Origin of the sequence: Blautia hominis (assembly GCA_002270465.1) — a bacterium.
In the GTDB taxonomy this organism is placed as follows: Bacteria; Bacillota; Clostridia; order Lachnospirales; family Lachnospiraceae; genus Blautia; species Blautia hominis.
In genome coordinates this window covers 353,294-373,418 of sequence record NQOF01000004.1, presented here as the reverse complement: position 1 = coordinate 373,418, position 20,125 = coordinate 353,294, and the positions used below count along the sequence as shown (strand labels likewise).

The window sequence follows — 20,125 nt, the reverse complement described above, 5'->3', positions numbered from 1 at the left end:
GCTTCTCCATTCCTCTCTCTTCTCAGAGAAGTTCTTTTTCTATCCTCTCACGTGCTTCCGGAGCCTGCCGTTCCATTTTTTCCGGAAATCCAAACATGGATACACAGGCAATGTTGTCTCCGCCTGTCTTGGGCGCACCTTCACGCAGCTGCTTATTGGCAAAATCCATCTCCCGCAGGGTCTCAAAAATGCCGTCAAAATCCACATCGCCCTCTCCCATAGCCAGGTGCTGATGAATGGTCACGTCAGCCCTTCCCCGGCCATTCAGCCATGGAGGGTTGGCAATATAACGGCAGTCCAGGGTCTGGTTAAAGGTATCCGCAAAAAGTACGTGGGTCAGTTCATCTCCGGCGTAGCGCAGCATGGAACGGACATCCCCTTTTCCCTCATCATAGAAAAAACCGTGAGGGGAAGAATACACATATCCCAAATGTTTGGAGCGGAAGGATTTGACCATGTCACAGGTCTCATTGTTCAGTTCACAGAAATCATAGGGATGAGACTGGATCTCCACCCGGATATCTTCTTTTTCCATTATGGGAAGCAGTTCCTCCATGGACTTGAACCACATACCATTGCAGATCTCCTGCCTGTTGGGGTCACCGGACAGCTCTGTGTTGATGACTCTCACACCCATATCTGCGGCGATCCGGATCATACGCTTCCAGTTTCGCACTGCAAACTGGCGCTCCTCCTCTGTGGGGCCTGACCAGCGGTATACCACAATGAAGGAAGATATCTCCACACCTGTCTCCCTCAGGGCTTTGCGGTATTCAGCCTCACATTCTTTTGAAAAGAGGGGATGTTTGTAAAAAGGATTGATGCGGGGATGGGGGGACTGTTCGATATACTTATATCCCCAGTCCGCCACCTGATGCACCATCCGGTTGATGTCCATCTGCTTTGCCAGGACATCAACGTCAAATGCTATCTTCATGTTGATTCCTCCTGTTTTACCGGCTGATGGTCTGGCGGAGCGCATCGATCGAGGTATTTACCCCTGCCTCCACAGACATAGTTAAATCTTCCATTTCCAGGGATACATCCCCATGATAACCCATCATACTGAGAACAGAGAAGAATTCCTTCCACCACTGCAGATCTTTTCCGCATCCCACAGCGACGTAATTCCATACCCGGTCAGCGGATGCTGTCACAGGCTTTGGTTCCAGGATACCGTTTCTGTCTGCCAGGCCCCGCTCGATGCGGGCATCTTTGCCGTGCACGTGGAAGATACAGCCTTTCAGGGCACGGGCTGCCGCAATGGGGTCTGCTCCCAGGATCATCATGTGAGATGGGTCGAGATTGATGCCGATGATGGGGTCTGTGGCCTCTCTCAGCTTCAGCATAGTCTCTGCCGACCATACCATGGTCCCCGGAAATTCCTCAATAGCAATCTGTTCAATCTTATGATTCTTTGCATACTCTGCGAATTCTTTCCAGAAAGCAATGGTGACTTTCCACTGGTATTCATAGGCAGGCGCCATGAAGTCCGGCCATGATACGGTTGAAGTGATCCAGTTTGGTGTAGTGTCCGTCTCGTTTCCTGCCGGCAGTCCTGCCATGGCTACGATTTTTGTAACACCTAGTTTCTCTGCCAGGTCCACACAGGCATACATGGATTTTTTATACTCTTCCCCTGTCTCGGAAGGCCAGAGAGGGTTGCAGGAGGTATTCAGGGCCGCAATGCGCATGCCCCTTTTCTCCAATTCCTCCTGAAAGGCTTTAAGCTCTGCCGGGTTCTCCAGAAGTCTGGCTGTGTCACAGTGTTTGCGGGCACCCCATCCTCCCGCTGTCATCTCCACTGCGTCAATCCCCAGAGATTTTACTTTGTCCAGCATCTCTGTGTAGGATAAATCTGCAAAAACATCTGTACATATGGCTAACTGCATTTTTCTTTCCTCCTCATATCCGATTATTTATAATCTACCCAAACGCCGCCTTTGTCAGCGGATTCCACACATTTTGTCACCCAGCGGATACCTTCGATACCAGCGTCGATCCCCGGGTAAACAAGATTTTTCAAAGTTTCCTCATCGCCTCTGTTTTTAGCGTCAATGGCAATGGCAAATTTCAGATAAATATTTGCCCAGCTCTCCGGAAGCCCCTCTGCATGCAGGGCACCCAGTCGCTCATCAGCGTTGCACGCATCATAAAGGTAGGGCATGGAACGGATCATTTTGCGGATCGGCTCACCTTGGACCTGATAGAGCAGTTCGTTTGGCTGATTGTCGGAGAATTCAACGGAAGCTTTTGATCCCACAATGCGGATCCTATGTCCGTCCATACAGCCTGCATTAACAGCGGAAGCCCACATACGGCCCACGGCACCATTCTCGTAGCGCATCAGAACGTAAGCATTATCCTCCAGGGGTTCCCGTGATCTTACAAAACTCTGGCGGTCACAGAGAACTTGTTTCAGCTTCAGTTCCGGGCAGATTAATTCTGACATATAAAAGGTATGTGTGGACAGGTCGCCCAGTACAAAGGATGGGCCTGATTTTTCCGGGTCAACACGCCATTTCTGCCCTTCTGAAACTTTATCACCGATCTCATCACAGGCGAAACCGTGTGTGTACTGCAGCTCTACCATGTGAATGTCTCCCAAATCTCCGTTCTGCACCATCTGGCGCATCTGAAGCAGGAGCTGGCTTCCTGAGAATCCGTATGTAACACCTACGATTTTATTCATCTTCTCTGCCAGGGCTTTGATTTCCTCACCCTGCTCCACTTTGAAGAACAGAGGTTTTTCACAGATCACATGAAGTCCTGCATTAAGGGCTGCCTTTGTGATCTCATAGTGCGTAAAATTTGGTGTTGCGATGGAAACCACTTCCACACCGTCCGCACGCTTTGCCTCCTCCTCAAACATGGTCTTGTAATCCGGGTATAAACGGTCTTTGGCAACGCCCAGGTTCATACCAAAATCTTTACAGCGTTCAAAGTCAAGGTCAAAAGCGCCTGCCACCAGTTCATATGCCGTGTTGTCCCTCAATGCTCCCAGTCTGTGTTTGTAACCGACATTTCCTGTTCTTCCTCCGCCAATCATTCCCCAGCGAAGCGGTCTTTCAATTCTCTTTTCTCCGTTTAACATTTTACTTTCCTCCTGATAAATTCACATTAATTTGCTTTTTTATAAATTGTTTATTCTTTTGATGCTTTTAAACTGCACGCAGTTATCCCACCATGAAAACGGCCATTTTCTTTGATATAACGGTGATTTTTTGAGTTTGATTTTGCTTTGTTTGTTTTGATACTTGTATTATACGCATATACGGCGTGCTTTTAAATATGGGTTTTTGCCAAAAAGTTCATGGATATTGCTTTTATTAGTCAGGGGGATTATAATGAGATAAAAAAGACAGGGAGAAAAGAAGATATGAAAAGTGTGGATACCGGTGTCCTTGCCCGTTCTGTATGCTTCTCTTTTACACCTTCCGATACAGCCAGGCAGCTTTATTTTTATCCTACCTGGTGCGGTCACTATTTTTGTACAGGCAGATATTTTATGAAAAGAGAGTATTTCCCGCCGCTTCTTGTGGCTTATATCAGGGAAGGAATCCTGCACGTGGAGTATGAGGGGGAATCCTTTGACGCGAAGAAAGGGGACGTGGTGCTGCTGGACTGTGCCAAACCCCACTATTACCAGGCTATGGATGGGCTGGAGTTTGTGTATATCCATTTTGACGGTTCCAATTCCCATGAGATCTGCGGGCATATCCTCAAATTATTCGGACCGCTGATACGCAATCAGAACAATGCGCTGGTTGGAAATTTAATTTACAATATGGTGAAGTTTTATGAACAGGATGGGGTTGAAAATATGTTTGACAGTTCCATGCGGATCTACAAACTGCTTCAACTGCTGAGTGAGAGGGAATTGCATAATCAGAAAGAAGATACTTCTATAGAAAAGACCATCCGATATATCAGAGGGCATGTGGGAGAAAAGATCACGCTGGAGGAACTGGCGGACATAGCCAATCTGAGCACTTATTATTTTTCCCACCGTTTTAAAGAGGAGACCGGGTTGTCTCCCATCGACTATGTGATCAATACACGGCTTGACCAGGCCAAAATACTGCTGGCCCGCACTTTTATGACCGTGGAAGAGATTGCCTATGAGGTGGGGTACCAGAGCAGCAACAGCCTGATCAACCTGTTTAACCAGAAACTGGGGTTCTCCCCAAAGGAATACCGGAAACTGGTACAGCATCGCGTAAGCGTGGGTGAATAGCAGGTTAGGGCAAATATACCGTAACGTGGGGCGTGCAGATTGCCGGAATGGATTTGCAAACACCTTCCGGACAAAGAGCCGTGCAAAAACCCGTCTGTTCAAATGCCATGGCATCCAAAGACGGGTTTGTTGTTCAACTGGTCATATATTTTTGTAAAACGTTCTCAAAATGCGGGTCCGGTTCTTCATAAACCACACGGAGTTCCTCATCCCAGTTCAGGCTCAGCATACCCAGAATGGATTTGGCGTCAATCACGATTCTGCCGCTGACAACGTCGATGTCAAATTTACATCGGCATGCCGCGCTCACAAACTCCTTAATTTCATTGATCTCACTGAAGCGAACGGTTCTCTCACACATGCCGGTTCCTCCTTTATCCTCTGTCTTATTCTCCTCCCCTGCAGGGTCTTGTGCGGCTCTGCCTGGTATCTTAATTGCCGCTTACGACTCCGGAGTGGATTGTCTTTGGCGGTAATTATAAGAATATAACAAAGTCGAAAAAATAGCAATGTGTATTTTTTTTAGATTTTCTATCCGATACGGTTCCTGTTTCCAAAACGGTGTTTGTGAACGATAACCTGGTTACCCATTCAGGGAAAGATATTTCCACGCTCTTGGGTTTGTGGCAGGATTGAACGGTGCATTCCATGCGTCGTTCATCTTGTCAGCGGCCCGTTTCCTGGTCTGTGTATAGTTCCTTGTAAACTAACCAAAGTCATTGTACAAAAAACGGAACCGGTTTACTAAGATCATCCGTATCAGAACCGGCCCGGTTTATAAATGTAATTCCCGGAACAAAGCCTGCTGGTATTCTTTGTCGCTGACTGCCTTTTCAATTTCGTCTGTGCGCGAATTTACAATAAGAAGCTGTATCAGCCGGTTTACTCTGCCTTCGCCCTGTTCAATTCCTTTATTTATACCAATCTTCTCTCCGGCCTTCTTTCCGGCTTCCAGCCCGGCCTCCCAATTGCTTTTCATAAGATAATCATGGTCCCGCAGCGCCTTCTCTCTGGCTTCATATTCTAATCTCTTTTCCTGGTCTGCGCTGATGTTCTTCAAAGCTTCATATGCCTTCTCAATATATTGATCTTTCTCCGCCATCTCTTCAAACTCCTCCTGCCTCTCGGCATTCATGAATTTTGCCCAGTTCAGAAGTTCTGTTTCAGGGTAGTCATGCTTTTTAAGCTTCGGCAGTTCCAGGATATGTACTTCCAGCTTATCTGTGTAGAGACAGTTTCTGACATCCTCTCTTATATGGAAGCAGGAGTAATACTCCTTGTCCTCACCAAACAAGATAAAATCCAAAATCCCAACGTGTACGCACTTCTCCAGCTTCTCATAGCCTTCACCTTTTTCTATCTGGTCCGTAAACATTTTAGCAAGATAAAACAGGGAACGCTCCGGCCACAGTAAAAACGGACTCACCTGAATCTCGATATCTATCTGTGTGCTGTTGTTTAATAATACACGTACATCCAGGATTCCAAGTTTGTCTTCCTCATATTTTTTTCTCAGATTAGTTGGAAGCAGCAAAGTCTCTGCTATATCTTCCGGAGGAATATGAAGTACAGCGGCTGAAAAACCTTTCCGCACCTCCGCCTCCTCCATCAGCTCCTTGAAACAGAAGTCCACCTTTGGCTTCATGATGAAATCTTCGTCTGCATATCTCTCCATCTCCGCCCCTCTCCGCTTCTGAAAGATGAAAAGATATCGGTTATCTATAAGAATAGTATAACCATAAAAGACAGATTCCTCAACAACTTTCAGACGGCTCTTTATTCAATTATTATTTTTATGGATATCCATTCCCTGAATAGGGAAATTAGAAATATATCGGTATAGTCTGAATTCCGGTATAGGATCAATATGCTCTCTACCGGAATTCAGCTTCTACCGAAAAGAATAGATTTGCCTATTTCCTATCTTTTAATCATCAGAATAATCCGTTACTGCTTTGCAATACGCAGTTCTGACCTATGATCAGATTTATAATTTAAACTCAATAAATAATTTACTCTGATATTCTTTGTCAGTGACTGCCTTTTCAATTTCGTCTGTACGCGAGTTTACAATAAGAAGCTGTATCAGCCGGTTTACTCTGCCTTCCCCCTGTTCAATCCCTTTATTTATACCAATCTTCTCTCCGGCCTCCAGCCCGGCTTCCCAATTGCTTTTCATAAGATAATCATGGTCCCGCAGTGCCTTCTCTCTGGCTTCATATTCCAATCTCTTTTCCTCGTCTGCGCTGATGTTCTTCAAAGCTTCATACGCCTTCTCAATATATTGATCTTTCTCCGCCATCGCTTCAAACTCCTCCTGCCTCTCGGCATTCATGAATTTTGCCCAGTTCAGAAGCTCTGTTTCAGGGTAGTTATTCTCGGAAAGCTTCGGAAGTTCAAGGATATGGACTTCCAGCTTGTCCGAATAAAGATTTTGGCTGACATCCTCCCTCATATGATAACAGGAATAGAATGATTCCTCTGCGTCAAACAAAATAAAATCCAGTATCCCAATATGTACGCACTTCTCCAGCCTCTCATAGCTTTCACCTTTTTCTATCTGGTCCGTAAACATTTTAGCTAGATAAAACAGAGAACGCTCCGGCCACAGCAGAAACGGACTGACCTGAATCTCTATGTCTATCTGTGTCCCATCGGCTAAAAGCACACGTACATCCAAGATCCCCAGTTTATCTTCCTCATGTCTGGTCCGCAAATGTGTTGGAAGCAGGGTTGTCTCCACAATCTCCTCCGGCGGAATATGCATAACTGCCGCTATAAACCCTCTTCGTACCTCCGCTTCCTCCATCAGCTCCTTAAAACAGAAATCCACCTTGGGCCTCATGATGAATCCGTCATTTGTATATCTCTTCATCCTTCCTCCTCTCTGAATCTGAAGGATAAAGAAAAATCGGTTATCTATATCCATATTATAACCTTTACAGACCGATACCTCAATATCTTTCAGATGGCAGTTTATTTAATTAGGTATTTATGGGTAGTCAATCCCTGAACAGGGATAATCAGAAAATATATAGAAAATATTCCATAACGATGTAAATACTTTATCACGCCTACACAGCCATGTCAAGCAAAATCCACCATCAAACAGCGCACAGCCCGGATGCCGCAAATAAAACATCCGGGCCGCACAATGTCATCCGGCTCTGCACTCTGTCATCTGGCTCTGCACTCTGCCAACCGGCTCTGCACACTGCCAACCGCCTCTGTACACTGTCATCCGCCTCTGTACACTGCCAACCGCCCCTGTACACTGTCATCCGCCTCTGTACACTGCCAACCGCCTCTGCACACTGTCACCCGGCTCTGCACAAAGCGCTGCTCACCTCTCACTATCAATATCTAAGCTCAAAAATCCTGGCACTTACCCTTGCCGGCAGTTCAATGGTCAGGGTACCTGCCTCTTTATTCCAGTGGTACGCGCACTCCGCATTCTCCGGGTAGGCGCACACTGCCTGCACATCTTTTCCTTTCAGATGTTTCACAGGAATTTCCTGTACCGGCGATTGGCTGTCCCGTCTCCACACAGCCAGGAAATCTTTTGCTTCCGCTTCCAGCCCAAGGCTCACCCACGGGTCCCCATAGGCGGATAATCCCAGAGGCCAGTAGGGCAGTGCTTTTTTTGTCAGAGGACGAATGGTTTTATAATAAGTAATCGCCTCTTTCACATAATTAAACCGTTCAGGACTCAGATTCACTAAATGCCCGCTCTGGTGGATCCGCAGAAGCAGGGCGTTCACCATATTAAAGATAACCTCCTCACAGTCCCCGTCTGTCAGAGGATAAGACCAGACCGCTGCCTGCTCAGGTGTCACTGCCGAAGGCGCATTTGCAGTGATGGTCGCATATCTCACATAATCCTCCTGGTCACTGGTAGACTGGATACTATACCTGGACAGCATAGCGTAATCCATACGCAGGCCGCCGGAGGAACAGTTTTCAATAATAAGGTCCGGATACTTTTCAAAAATACCGTCCAGCCATTCCAGATATGCCCTGTTATGCCCCAGAAGCCCATCCCCATAACTGTCCGCATCCACCTCTGTGCCAATCCCCGGTTCAATGTTGTAGTCCATTTTGATATAACCCACACCATACTCATTTACTACCCGGTCTATGACCTCCGTGGCATGGGCACGCACCTGAGGATTGCGGAAGTCCAGCTGATAACGGCTTCTGTCATAGACGCGTTTTCCATGGCGCATAAAATACCAGTCATCCTTTACCCGGTCTGCCTTAGGGCATTTGATCCCCATGACCTCCAGCTCCAGCCATACACCGGGTATCATTCCCTTGGCCCGTATGTAATCGGTAACTTCCTTAATACCGCCCGGGAAACGCTCCTTGGATGGCAGCCATTCCCCCACACCGTCCCACCAGTATCCCGCGGAATACCAGCCTGCGTCAATACAAAAATACTCGCATCCCGCCTCGGCAGCCTTGTCGATCAGCGGTATTTCCTTCTCAGTGGTAGGGTCCCCAAACAGGCAGTTCATATAATCATTAAAGATAACCTTTAGATTCTCATTGTCGTCATTCACCCGGCGGATGGCGCGGCGGTATTTTGTCAGCTCTCCCATGGCTTCGTCGAAGCCACCCGCTGCTGTACCTACAGACACAGGGACCGTCAGAAAAGTTTCCCCGGGCTGCAGGTTCTTCCACCAATGGTTATGGTGCTCTGTGGGACCGCTCAGTTTCAGGTACACATGCCCATCCTGGTCACTGATCTCCCAATACCAGGAACCGTTATGTTCAATCTGCCAGAACAGAGAACTTCTTGTCTCCTGATTCTCCAGGTATCCCATAGGTATGTATTCCTTTGCGGACCAGTTACCGGTATTCCCTATGCCAATCGTCTTGGAAGATCGGTGCATGGAGTGCGGCTGAGTAGAGGAAAGCCCCAGTTCACGTAAAGTATAAGAGGCCCAGTCCAGCTCCTTCTGCCATGCGTTGTGAGGGATCCTAAGCTCCAGCTTCTCGTCAAACTCACGCAGCCCTTCCTTCTCAATACCGTTGAGCGCAAAAGAGGATACATATTCCAGACCCTGAGGCTCTGTTCCCCGGTTCCTCACCTCTGTCCAGGCACGCACCACGGAAATCCCATCATAAAACTGATAATGGCCGGTAACATCCAGACCGGTGATATGGTCCTCTGTCACAACCTCCAGTTTCCTTCCCCTCTCATTTCTGAAGTCCCGGAACTCCCTGTATTTCATTCTGTATCCGGGGGACGTCTGGATATACTTATGTCCATGCCGTTCACCCACACGGTCCTGTCCGGAAACCAGGATCTCCACCGGATAAAAGGACTGGGTCCCCGTCTCGGAAGTTAAGGTGTCCTCCTCAAAAGGCAGTGCGGCAAAATGCAGGAGTTTGATCTCCCCCGCATCTGTCACTTCCCACAGCATGTGGATCTTGTTCTCATATAATTCGATTCTTTTCATTTCATTCCTCCCGTCAGCCCTTCACGGAGCCACTCATAAGTCCTGCCAGGAAATACCTTTGCAGGAACAGGAAAATAAAGGTGACAGGGATCACGGCAACCACGGAACCGGCCATAAGGCCGCCCCAGTCAACCGTATTTACCCCTTTAAACAGCATGATAGCCGGGGTCAGTGTCCGGTATTTATCTGTAGAGATAAATATATACCCGAACATGAACTCATTCCATGCGTTGATAAAGGCGTAAAGTCCTGTGGACACCAAACTGGGCAGAGATAAGGGCAATATGATCTTAAAAATTGTCTGCGCCTTGTTGCACCCGTCAATCTCCGCAGCTTCCTCAAGGGCCAGAGGCACTGTATCAAAAAAGCTGCTCATCATAAAGGTGCACAAGGGTATTACAAAAGTTGTATAAGCCAGGATCAAAGAAGTATAGGACTCCAGAATCTGCATTTTCTGCATGATCAGATACAGGGGCACTAAAAGCAGCACACCCGGGATCATCTGAGAGAGCATCATAGCCAGATTGGAGGTCTTTACCAGCCTCATCTTATAATACCGGCTCAGGGCATATCCCGCCATGACCGCAATGACCATGGAGAGGATACAGGCCACTATAGAAACAAAAAAGCTATTTTTAATATACTGCAAAAATCCCACATCCACCAGTACTCTTTTAAAATTTTCCAGAGTAGGCGCATGGATCAGAAAGGACGGGGCCGCCGTACGAATTTCTGTTTTGGGTTTCAGCGCTGACAACAGCATCCACAAAAAGGGGAAAATACAGATAGCCGAAAAAAACACCAGGGATATATAGGTAACGATCTTGCCGATAATACGGTTTCTTTTATTTAACATCTCTTTCTCCTCCCTTCTTATGCCATATCGTCGCTGAGACTGGAACGTTTTCTGTAATAGAAAATGAACAGCACCACCATAACGGTAAACATCATAGTTGAAAGCGCCGAAGCGGCTCCCACATCAAACTTCTTCATTGAGTAGCGGTAAATCATAAGCGGCAGCGTCTCTGTCGCATAATTTGGCCCGCCCTCTGTCATGACCCAGATAAAATCAAAGTTGATGGCAGTCCAGATAATATGTATAAATACGATCACAAGAGAAACACTGCGAAGCTGAGGCAGGGTAACCCTGAAAAACCGTTTGAACACACCCGCCCCGTCAATGGCTGCCGCCTCCGATAGATCTCCGGGAATGGACTGCATGGCAGACAAAAAGGAGATGGTATAGTACGGAAAGCTTCTCCATATATTTACAAAAATAACGGTTGCCATGGCATACTTGGAGTCCCCGAGAAAATTAATGGGTTCACTGATGATATGCATATTGGTCAGCATATAATTGATAATGCCAAACTCCGGGTTCAGCATCCAGTCCCAGGTCATGCCCGCAACAATGATGGGTACAAGCCATGGGATAAAGATACAGGTTCTGAATATGGCCCTGCCTCTAAACTTCTGGTTCAGCAGCACAGCCGTCACCATACCCACAAGGTATTCACCCAACACGGAGAAAATAGTCCAGTATGCCGTATTCTTTACAGCCTGCCCGAAATGTTCATCAGCCAGAACCTTCTGGAAATTAGCTGCTCCGGCAAAACCGGTCAAAGATTTATTGATCAGATGTACATGGTAAAAAGCGTCGTGTATCACTTTTCCAAGCGGATATGCGATCAGCAGAGCCAGGAAAACAAGCGCGGGCAGCAGCATGATGATGGCGGTCCTCCACTTCCGCTGGTCTCTGGTAAGTTTCTTAAATTTATTCAAGTCAAATCCCTCCTATAAGAATTTTCCGGGGCCGGGCCCCTGCCTGAGACGAACAAGGAGCCCGGCAGGCCGGACTCCCGCACCGAAACACTTATGTCAGAGTGTGTCTGAAAGCATTTTCAGACACATCCCGGCTGCCTAAACATTCCGGCATATCATTTTATTATTCGCTCAATTCTCCGGAATCGGATAAGGAAGCATTGACTGCGTCGCATAACCATTCTGCTGTTGCCTCCGGGGTCTCACCTTCCTGGAGTACCTTTGCCATGGCATCCTGCATCGCCTGTGTGATTCCGCCCAGAGTCACAGGCGGGAAGGTGATACCTGTGTCAGATAATGCCTGGAAATCTTTGCTCCATTTGCTGTCTGTGGATACATCGGAGCGTGGGGAGCGGTCCGCAAATCCTGCTTCCTGCCATTCTTTGCTGCAGAACGCAGCAGCCAGATCAAATGCATCATCTTTATTTTTGCTGTCCGCCATGATGAACAGTGGTTTACATTCCATGTAAGTTGCCTCGTGTCCGTCTGAGGGATAAGGGATTGCTGATACCGCCACGTCATCCATCGTGTCCGGATTGGAGGACTCACGCTCTGCCAGCCAGTTTCCGGAAACATATGTGGAGGTGATCCCTGTGGCGAAGTTCTCGTCCGTCTCCTCCCATCCCCAGTTCTTACAGTTGGGATCAATGATACCCTTGTCTACAAGGTCTTTATAGAACTGGAATACCTTTGTGGCTTTCTCCAGCTCATCTTTATTATCCTTCCAGGTGTTCTTATATTTTCCGTCCTCCTGGGCAGATGCAATTTCCAGGTCATACTGTGCCAGATATACCAGCAGCTCCTGTGCGGAGCGGACACCGGTACAGGCCAGCTCTGTCAGATATTTTCCGTTTTTCTCTTTGTAGTCTGTCTGTGCCAGCAGATCTTCCCATGTCTGGGGAACTTCAATTCCGGCTGCCGTAATATCTTTTTCATGTGTCAGGTAAGCACGCACGGTCATCTCGTATGGGATTCCCACAATTTTGCCGTCAATGGTCATTGCCTTCACCACCGCATCGGACAGGGCGTCTTTGTCCTCCCACTGGTCAAAACGGTCTGTCAGGTCCTCCACGATCCCCATGTTGTAGAACTCACCTACATATTCCGGAAGCCCCCAGATCAAATCCGGCACATTTCCGCCTGCTGCCGCTGTCAGGATCTTTTCATGAAGCATGTCATATGTGAAGTTGGTCTGATTGACTTTAACTCCCGTCTCCTCCTCAAACTTCTTGATCTGCTCCGTTCCCGCAATCTGTGTGTCCGCCCCGTCTGTCCAGCAGGTCCACAGTTCCACTACTCTTTCCTCTTCCTTGCCGTCACCCTTGGATGCTGATCCACCGCCTGAACTGTCTGAACCGCCGCCGCAGGCTGCCAGTGAGATAGCCATTGTGAGACACATTAATGCTGCTACTGCCTTTTTCTTCATGATTGTTTTCCCTCTTTCCTTTATTTGATCTTTGGTAACTGTTAATCCCTTTACAGTTACAACTGCCGTACCTTCTGTACTGACGAAAGAGTATCATACTTTCAAAATGCGGACAATAAAATGGGACGCTCATCTAAAAAACCCCACGGAATAATATTAAAAACACCACCCTTTTTAATTCTTTCTGCGCTTTTTATAGGCAGAGGGGCTGTCCCCGAAAACCTCCCTGAATTTATCTGTAAACGTACGGACATCATGATACCCTACAGCTTCCGCCAGCTCATACGTCTTCATTTCAGAGCACATAAGCAGCTTCATGGCTTCCCTCATGCGCACCTCCACCAGATAGTTTTTAAAGTTCTGCCCTGTCTCTTTTTTAAAGAATGTGCTGAAATAATACTGGTTCATATACACCATTTTCGCCATGGTTCCAAGACTGATATCCTCAGCATAATGCTCCTGGATATAATTTTTTACCAGGGTGATAGTCTCCCGCTCATTATCTGCACCGCTTAATACCCTCTCACCCATAAGTTTCCCCAGATACCCCACAACCAGTTTTTTCATGTCACGGAAGGTACTCTGCGCCCGTATTTTTGCTGTAAACCTGTCGTACTCCTCCCTGGAATCTTCTGTCAGCACACGGTACTCCTGTAAATCCCGGTACAGGTCCATGGTCATGGCAATACAGCGGTTCTCGGCTGCATACCGGTTTCCGTAATGCAGGTTTTCAATAATGTCCAAAATTTTTGCAAGGGATCTTGTCCACTCACCTCTCCTGTTAAAGATCCGGTCCAGCAATTCTTTATAGCAGGAATTGTAGTCTTCAAAAGATGAGTGGAATTCTCTGGCTATATCCTGATACCAAACCACTTCTTCCTCGCAGAAATAATAGAGTTCACAGGAGAACTTTGCCGTCTTATACGCATACTTTAGGTCAGAAGCCTGCTCCACACGCTTTCCGATGCCGGTTATGAGCCATACCTTATATTCCCCGTAAATATGCTCCCTGATACGCCCGATCTCCCCCTGCACCCAGGCATCATCCTGTCCCTTCTCCAAGAGAAGGATCACATTACTGCTGTTTGGCTCCCGCTTGATGACAAATCCGCTTTTCTTTTCCCGAAGGTATTCCTGGATCCGTTTAAAAATGGAGAAACGCAGCAGCTCCCTCATATTCTGGTCTGTGACTCTCCGGTTCAGTTCAGGGGAGATTGCAAAACATACGCCAATGAACTCTTTGCCCTCTGTCTCTATACCCATCTCCTGAAAATGTCCGTACAAATCCCTGCATTCATATTCTGAATTGATTTTCTTGAATACTGTCTGCATATCGTCCTTCTCTTCCTCCCAGTATTCCATAGGGCTGTCTGTGCGCAGCATTTTTTCAGCGCGGAGAATAGACTGTTCCAGCTCCTCCTGTCCTACTGGCTTCAAAAGATAATCAACAGCCTCGTAGCTGATCGCCTTTTTCACATAGTCAAACTCCTGATATCCGCTCAGAAAGATCACCTTTATCTTCCATCCGTTCTCCCGGATCCGGCGGATAACATCCAGACCTGTCTTTCTTGGCATAGCCACATCAGAGATGATAATATCAGGCTTCAGCTCCTCTGTTTTTTTCAGCAGCTCCTCCCCGTTGGCAGCCTCCCCAATCACCTCTGCACTCAGGCGCTCCCAGTTTATCATTTTCTTCAGCCCTCTGATAATGACCGGCTCATCGTCTGCAATTATGATCTTAAACATTTTCTCCTCCTGGATCTTCCTTGGCCGGCGTGTTTCCGTCTATGATGGGAAGCCGGTATTTTACCATAGTTCCTATATTTTCAAAGCTGCTTATCTCAAGCCCATAAGTATCCCCGAACATCAGCTTAATGCGGTCATACACATTCTTCAGTCCCAGACTTGCCCGCTTGCTTCTGGGGTGTTTGACCGTCTCCGTGCTTTGCAGCCGCTCCTGCACGGTTTTCATACGCTCCGGCTCCATGCCCACACCGTTGTCCATCACTGTGATCTCCAGACAGCCGTCCTCCTCTTTTGCATTAATTGCTATGACCCCTGTTCCGCTTTTGGGTTTCAGTCCATACTTTACCGCGTTTTCCACTACCGGCTGGATAATAAGCTGGGGGACCTCCAAACCCAGAAGATTTTCCTCAATATTTATCTCCAGCTCAAAACGGTTGTCATAACGGATCCGGATGATCTTAAAATAATTGCGTATGCTGTCAATCTCTGCCTGAAGGGTCACCATATCCCTGGCATTTCCTATGAGGTATTTGAGCTGTCCTGACAGACTGTCGATCATCTCTGCTGTCACATTGTCATCGTTGGTGATGGCAGTCATGCGGATAACATCCAGGGTATTGTACAGATAATGGGGCTGTATCTGTGTTTTCAAGGCCTCAATCTCTGCGTCCCGCTGCCTGATCTCCGCTATATAGACCTGCTGGATATGATTTTGAAGGTTTTCCGTCATTTGATTCAAACCCTTTGCAAGAAATCCTACTTCATCGTTGGACTTTATAGTCACTCTGGTGTCCAGATCGCCGTCCTGGATCTGCTCCATGGCATCCTTCAGCGTGCGTATAGGCTTGTTCATCATCTTGGAATAGAAGAAATAAATGATCATCAGAAGGATAACACTGAACCCGATTATGATCAAAATATTTGTCTGTATCTCCTGATAGCTGTTTTCCAGATTAAATGCAGGGATTTCCTCCACTACAACCCAGTCCGTATTCGGTATGAGTCTGTAAATAAAGTAATTGCCGTCCGCCTTTATGTACTGTTTATCCTCATCCATATCCGGCAGGTACTCCTCCAGCTTCCCAATGCTTTCTCCCGTGTTTTCCTTCTCTTGGCTGTAGACAAAGACCTTCTCTTTTCGGTCGATCACATACATCCGGCAGCCTTCTTCCAGGTCTGTCTCGTTGATGATGCCGTCAAAATAAGCAGCACTCACATCAATGTACAGCGTGCCCAGCACCTGCTCATCCGCAGACTGTATGGTCCTGGTGTTCATAATATTTCTTGACACAGTAAAATCACTGGAATCCGAATAGTAGCCGGTGTCATGGGTGGGCAGCAGACGCATCTGCTTATCCCCTTCCTGAAAGTTTTTCCTATGGAACGCTTCCATCTCCTTCTCTTTCACCATCACTTCCGGGGGACGCATGACGGAATACCTTTCCCGGTCAGGGGTTATAAAAAACACATGGTCAATGTGCTGGTTCATGTATAAGATATCCCTGAGCACATCATTCACCAGGGCCTCCCTGCGCGACTGTGTGATCGTTTCATCTTCCATCAGCTCGTAGAGATAATCGTATTCTGTGATATTATAGTTATAGAGATATTTGGTCGTCTCCTCCATCTCCTGAAACAAGTCTGCCGCGTTTTTCCCCACATAAAGGGCACTGCGGTACATATTGGACAGGAGCGTCTCTCTCAGAGAATCCATGTATGCACTGTAGATAGAGATACCCATGATCAGCAGGGGTACGATCCCGATCAAGATCAGCGCTGCAACGGATTTCACAAAAAGACTCTGATAATGCTGTCCTTTTTCTCTTCTTCTCATATTCTCCTCACCAGCTTCCCGGCACATTGTCCCAATATTCATCCAGTTTTTCCGCAGCAGTATCCACGCTCATGGTGCCGGTGGCCACAGAATAAAACACATCGTACATACTGCGTTTGAAATTCTCCGGTGTATCCTCGTTCCCAAGGTAGACGTCACTTTTGTCTGCATAACGGTAATCCACAAGAAAACTCTGCTGCACAGCCGGAGCCGGATACAGGATCTTCTCCTTTGTGGCAGGGATGGCGTATACGGTCTGGAGTACCTTCCTGTAGTTCTCCTTCCGGAAACAAAATTCCAGGAATTTCATGGCCGCCCTGTTCTTTTCCCGGTCATTGCCGCAGGTATCTGATATGGCCCACTGGGCGCCTTTTTCGCTGACAACCACAGGTTCCCCCTCCGTATCCTGGAGAAAGAACCAGCCCAGCCGGAACATACAAGGGTCCTCTTCCAGTTCCTCCCCCAGTGTGTTCTTCCCGGATTCCACCGCCAATGGGTATGCCTCCCATATTTTTGACACCATGGACGGCTCTGTGAGGACCATTGCGGCGTCCTGGTTAAGCAGGGCTTGGATCACCTGATTCTCGTTCATATTTACGGAATCCTCCAACATGTATTCTCCGTTCATCATGTCCTGATATTCTGTGAGCATCTCTTTCACATTTTCATCCTGAAAAGACACCTGGCCCTGATTTCTCTCCCTCTGCCAGTCCGGGTCCCCTTTTGCCAGATTCACCTGAAAATAATAGTTCAGCCAGTATTTCCCCGTCTCTGTAGGATTTCCGCCTGCGGCCAGAGGGGCGATGCCGCTCTCTTTCAGAGCTCTGCAGGTTTCCAGAAACTCTCCGTATGTTCCCGGCACCTGAAGTCCCAGTTCCTTGAATATCACTTGGTTATAGATGATACCAAATGATGTCTTGTAAAAAGGTACGGCAAAGATTTCCCCCTCAATGGTAAATGGCTGTTCCACCAGTTTTCCCACATCCTCTGAAATGACCCCCAGCTTTCCTGCCTCCGCGAAGGTATAGGGGTCCTGGATCTCAAAAATGTCGGGAAACTCCCCTGCAGCCTCTTTTGCTTTCAGTGTCTCTGAGTATATACCGCTTCCGGAGTGCTCACTTATAAGCCTGATATCCGGGTTCTCCTCCATAAATTTCTCGCACAACTCTTCCATTACGGAGATCCTCCTGGCATCCTCCCCCGAATAAAATACGGCAAGCTCCGTCTTCTCTTCTGTTGTCTGTTCCTTTGACGGCACCAGTCCCCCGCCCTTCTCTACCCTGCCTCCGCATCCTGCAAGAGACAAAAGAACGGTCAGCAGAACAAACAATCCCTGTTTCTTTCTCATACTTTTCACCTCTGTATACTCCTTAAGCCAGCGTTTTTCCCCTGCGCTTCATCTCTACCCAAAGTATCATAACAACCTTTTCTTGTAAAGCGGACAAGTTAGGCAAATTTTCCCAATCGTCAAAAAAAGCATGAAACCAAAACTGCTGGTCTCATGCTTTCTTACTGTTTTTATGGTTACTTTGAATAGTCCAAAACAAATTGATTCCTGCCCTGTCTCTTGGCTTTGTACAAAGCCTGGTCTGCCCGTTTTATGACGGTTTGATAGTCTGTGTCACCTTGTTTTGCCGCCGCGATCCCGATACTGACACTCACGGAGCCGGCCTGCCGGTATTCTCCCAGGATCCTGTTTGCAATGTTGACCAGGACTGTACTGTCCACATCTCCGTAAACCCAAATGCAGAACTCGTCACCGCCATATCTGCTGACAATATCCGTATTTCTCAAACACTTTTTCAGTATGGCCCCTGTTTCGATCAGAACTCTGTCCCCCGCATCATGTCCATAGGTGTCATTAATCTCTTTGAAGTGGTCTATGTCCAGAAACATGCATACCCTGTAGCTTCCGCCCCCTTTTTTTGCAAACTCTCTCTGTATCACCTGAAGTGCAGCTTCTCTGGTGAAAACTCCGGTCAGGGCATCCTTTTTGACTGTTTCTATCTCCTTCCGCCTCACCTTCAGGGCATAGGCGGTAAGCACAGCAGCCGCCATGATCAGGACTGTAGTGGCCAGCAGAATAATAATGGACATGCTCCTCAGCTCATTAAAGATCTTCTCATAACTGTCCGTCACAACAAGGGAAGCAATATACCAGTCCCTGATCCCCACCGGCTGGTAATAGAACAGCCGCATCCTGCCTCCGTTATGATAGACCAGATATCCGGATTCCCCCGACGCAATACTTTTCTTTAGCCGGCCTACCTCCCCCTGCTTTTTATATTCCATGGTTTCCAGCATCTCATAGACGGTCCCGAATTTTTCCATGCCGGGATAGGAGGCCACCATGATACCTTCCGCGGTAAACGCCAGATTGGCGCCGTATTGGCTCATTTCTGAACTGTTTATCAGCTTTCCGAGACTGTTTACCGTATATTCCGCACATACCGCACCCTGTACTTTTCCGTCCCGCAGAATGGGAACACCAACGACAATGCTGTCCTGCCCCTCATATCCCATGGACTGGATGCCTGATATGCTTCTTTTTCCTGCTATGAGCTCCTGATAATATGGCTTGTCCCCTACATAACCGGACTGATGGTCTCCATAATAAAGATTGCCCTCTGTGTCTCCGATCTCCAGTCTGTAATCCTCTGTACAGAACTGCTTTGTCTTGTTCCACCAGTTCTCATTCCCGGAACCGTCAGGCACATCACAGAATGCCGCGATCATCTCCAGCCATTCCTGCTTTGCCTGCAGACGGCTCTCCAGATTACTCCGGGCAACATTACTCTCCTTTTCCAGGTCACTGTAGGTCTGTTCCAGAAGTCCGTCCTGTATTTTTTTATAATAGAACATATCCAGGGCACAGCAGGATATCAAAAGTATAGAAATAATGATCCAGATCCTGCGGCTTTTCGCGGGATATTTGTATTTCTTTTTCCTTTCATAATGCCTGTCCGATAATTCCATACACCCATCCCCCGAATCTGCTGACATCCTTTGTATTTATTACCATTATAGCTTTTTGCAGATTAAGATTCAATCTTATTAGTAAAACCGGACAAAAAAATACCCCCTAAGCAGATTTCGGCTATTTACCTTATCTGCTCAAGAGGTAGCATATCATTCCCGCTGCCGGTATCTATTTTGCTCTTGTATCATGTTTCGGGTATCTGCTCCGCCCCGTCTTCTGTTTGGGATGCACTTAATTCATGTTCTATCAGGTGAAGCAGATCCAGTTCACTTAAAAAGGAGGCAGAAAATTCCCCGCATGTAAATACCCCCTGCCATGTATTGTGCTCATATCCTGTAATGATAATAGAAAATTCCTTTTTTTCAGTCATGCTTTTCCCTCCAAACAATTTTTTTCTCTATCAACCCATTAAATATATAGAAAATATACCATACTGTCTGAATAATAAACAGAACCTTTCACCCAAACTCTGTTTTCCAAACGGAAAGACATTTTGATCACACGGAAACTCCATTTTTTTTACCCAAAATCCGTTTTCTTCAGTGTACAACCAAACGTGATATGTTAAAATATTTGTAACTATTCAGTACCCTTACAGTTACAGGCAAAGATCCAT

The 20,125-nt window shown here is 47.2% G+C and carries 16 protein-coding genes and 1 pseudogene; 2 read left to right on the top strand and 15 right to left on the bottom strand.

What is annotated here, in order from left to right:
- Positions 1-22 precede the first annotated feature (22 nt).
- From CI595_RS15860 to CI595_RS15850, 3 genes are read right to left on the bottom strand one after another with little or no spacing between them, the layout of a single operon-like run.
- Positions 23-937: a sugar phosphate isomerase/epimerase family protein gene (locus CI595_RS15860; RefSeq protein WP_095174603.1), complete on the bottom strand. Its 915-nt coding sequence runs from the start codon at positions 935-937 to the stop codon at positions 23-25.
- A gap of 16 nt (positions 938-953) precedes the next feature.
- Complete coding sequence (locus CI595_RS15855; RefSeq protein WP_095174602.1) at positions 954-1,892, bottom strand: sugar phosphate isomerase/epimerase family protein; 939 nt, start codon at positions 1,890-1,892, stop codon at positions 954-956.
- Between the two features lie 23 nt (positions 1,893-1,915).
- Complete coding sequence (locus CI595_RS15850) at positions 1,916-3,094, bottom strand: Gfo/Idh/MocA family protein (protein WP_095174601.1); 1,179 nt, start codon at positions 3,092-3,094, stop codon at positions 1,916-1,918.
- 285 nt (positions 3,095-3,379) lie between these two features.
- Between CI595_RS15850 and CI595_RS15845 the strand changes: the two genes are divergently transcribed.
- Both CI595_RS15845 and CI595_RS27370 read left to right on the top strand, forming a co-directional pair.
- Positions 3,380-4,237 carry a helix-turn-helix domain-containing protein gene (locus CI595_RS15845; RefSeq protein ID WP_158661500.1) on the top strand — a complete coding sequence of 286 codons (858 nt, stop codon included), beginning with the start codon at positions 3,380-3,382 and terminating at the stop codon, positions 4,235-4,237.
- Between the two features lie 14 nt (positions 4,238-4,251).
- Positions 4,252-4,428: pseudogene (locus CI595_RS27370) on the top strand (hypothetical protein); the annotation flags it as partial.
- Here the strand turns inward: CI595_RS27370 and CI595_RS15840 are convergent.
- The 12 genes from CI595_RS15840 to CI595_RS15785 form a co-directional block, all read right to left on the bottom strand.
- A complete protein-coding gene (locus CI595_RS15840; protein ID WP_095174599.1) occupies positions 4,371-4,598 on the bottom strand; it encodes an HPr family phosphocarrier protein in 228 nt (75 codons plus the stop codon). The pseudogene CI595_RS27370 and the gene CI595_RS15840 sit on opposite strands and share 58 nt — an antisense overlap.
- A gap of 414 nt (positions 4,599-5,012) precedes the next feature.
- Positions 5,013-5,912, bottom strand: coding sequence for an Rpn family recombination-promoting nuclease/putative transposase (locus CI595_RS15835; RefSeq protein WP_095174598.1), 900 nt, complete (start codon positions 5,910-5,912; stop codon positions 5,013-5,015).
- Positions 5,913-6,224: 312 nt separating this feature from the next.
- Positions 6,225-7,112, bottom strand: a complete 888-nt coding sequence (locus CI595_RS15830; protein ID WP_095174597.1) for an Rpn family recombination-promoting nuclease/putative transposase — start codon at positions 7,110-7,112, stop codon at positions 6,225-6,227.
- A 481-nt stretch (positions 7,113-7,593) separates the two neighbouring features.
- On the bottom strand, positions 7,594-9,702 hold the full coding sequence (locus CI595_RS15825) for a glycoside hydrolase family 36 protein (RefSeq protein ID WP_095174596.1): 2,109 nt from the start codon (positions 9,700-9,702) through the stop codon (positions 7,594-7,596).
- Positions 9,703-9,715: 13 nt separating this feature from the next.
- Entirely contained in the window at positions 9,716-10,558 is an 843-nt protein-coding gene (locus tag CI595_RS15820) for a carbohydrate ABC transporter permease (RefSeq protein ID WP_095174595.1), read from the bottom strand.
- 17 nt (positions 10,559-10,575) lie between these two features.
- Positions 10,576-11,484: a carbohydrate ABC transporter permease gene (locus tag CI595_RS15815; RefSeq protein ID WP_095174594.1), complete on the bottom strand. Its 909-nt coding sequence runs from the start codon at positions 11,482-11,484 to the stop codon at positions 10,576-10,578.
- Positions 11,485-11,647: 163 nt separating this feature from the next.
- Positions 11,648-12,949, bottom strand: coding sequence for an ABC transporter substrate-binding protein (locus CI595_RS15810; RefSeq protein ID WP_095174593.1), 1,302 nt, complete (start codon positions 12,947-12,949; stop codon positions 11,648-11,650).
- Between the two features lie 174 nt (positions 12,950-13,123).
- Positions 13,124-14,695 carry a response regulator transcription factor gene (locus tag CI595_RS15805; protein WP_095174592.1) on the bottom strand — a complete coding sequence of 524 codons (1,572 nt, stop codon included), beginning with the start codon at positions 14,693-14,695 and terminating at the stop codon, positions 13,124-13,126.
- Positions 14,688-16,571, bottom strand: a complete 1,884-nt coding sequence (locus tag CI595_RS15800; RefSeq protein ID WP_095174591.1) for a cache domain-containing sensor histidine kinase — start codon at positions 16,569-16,571, stop codon at positions 14,688-14,690. Before CI595_RS15800 ends, CI595_RS15805 begins: the two co-directional genes overlap by 8 nt.
- Positions 16,537-17,877, bottom strand: a complete 1,341-nt coding sequence (locus CI595_RS15795; RefSeq protein WP_095174590.1) for an ABC transporter substrate-binding protein — start codon at positions 17,875-17,877, stop codon at positions 16,537-16,539. The genes CI595_RS15800 and CI595_RS15795 overlap by 35 nt, the downstream gene beginning before the upstream one ends.
- Before the next feature lie 176 nt (positions 17,878-18,053).
- Positions 18,054-19,505, bottom strand: coding sequence for a sensor domain-containing diguanylate cyclase (locus CI595_RS15790; protein ID WP_162291896.1), 1,452 nt, complete (start codon positions 19,503-19,505; stop codon positions 18,054-18,056).
- A gap of 188 nt (positions 19,506-19,693) precedes the next feature.
- Positions 19,694-19,879, bottom strand: a complete 186-nt coding sequence (locus CI595_RS15785) for a hypothetical protein (protein ID WP_095174588.1) — start codon at positions 19,877-19,879, stop codon at positions 19,694-19,696.
- Between the last annotated feature and the right edge of the window lie 246 nt (positions 19,880-20,125).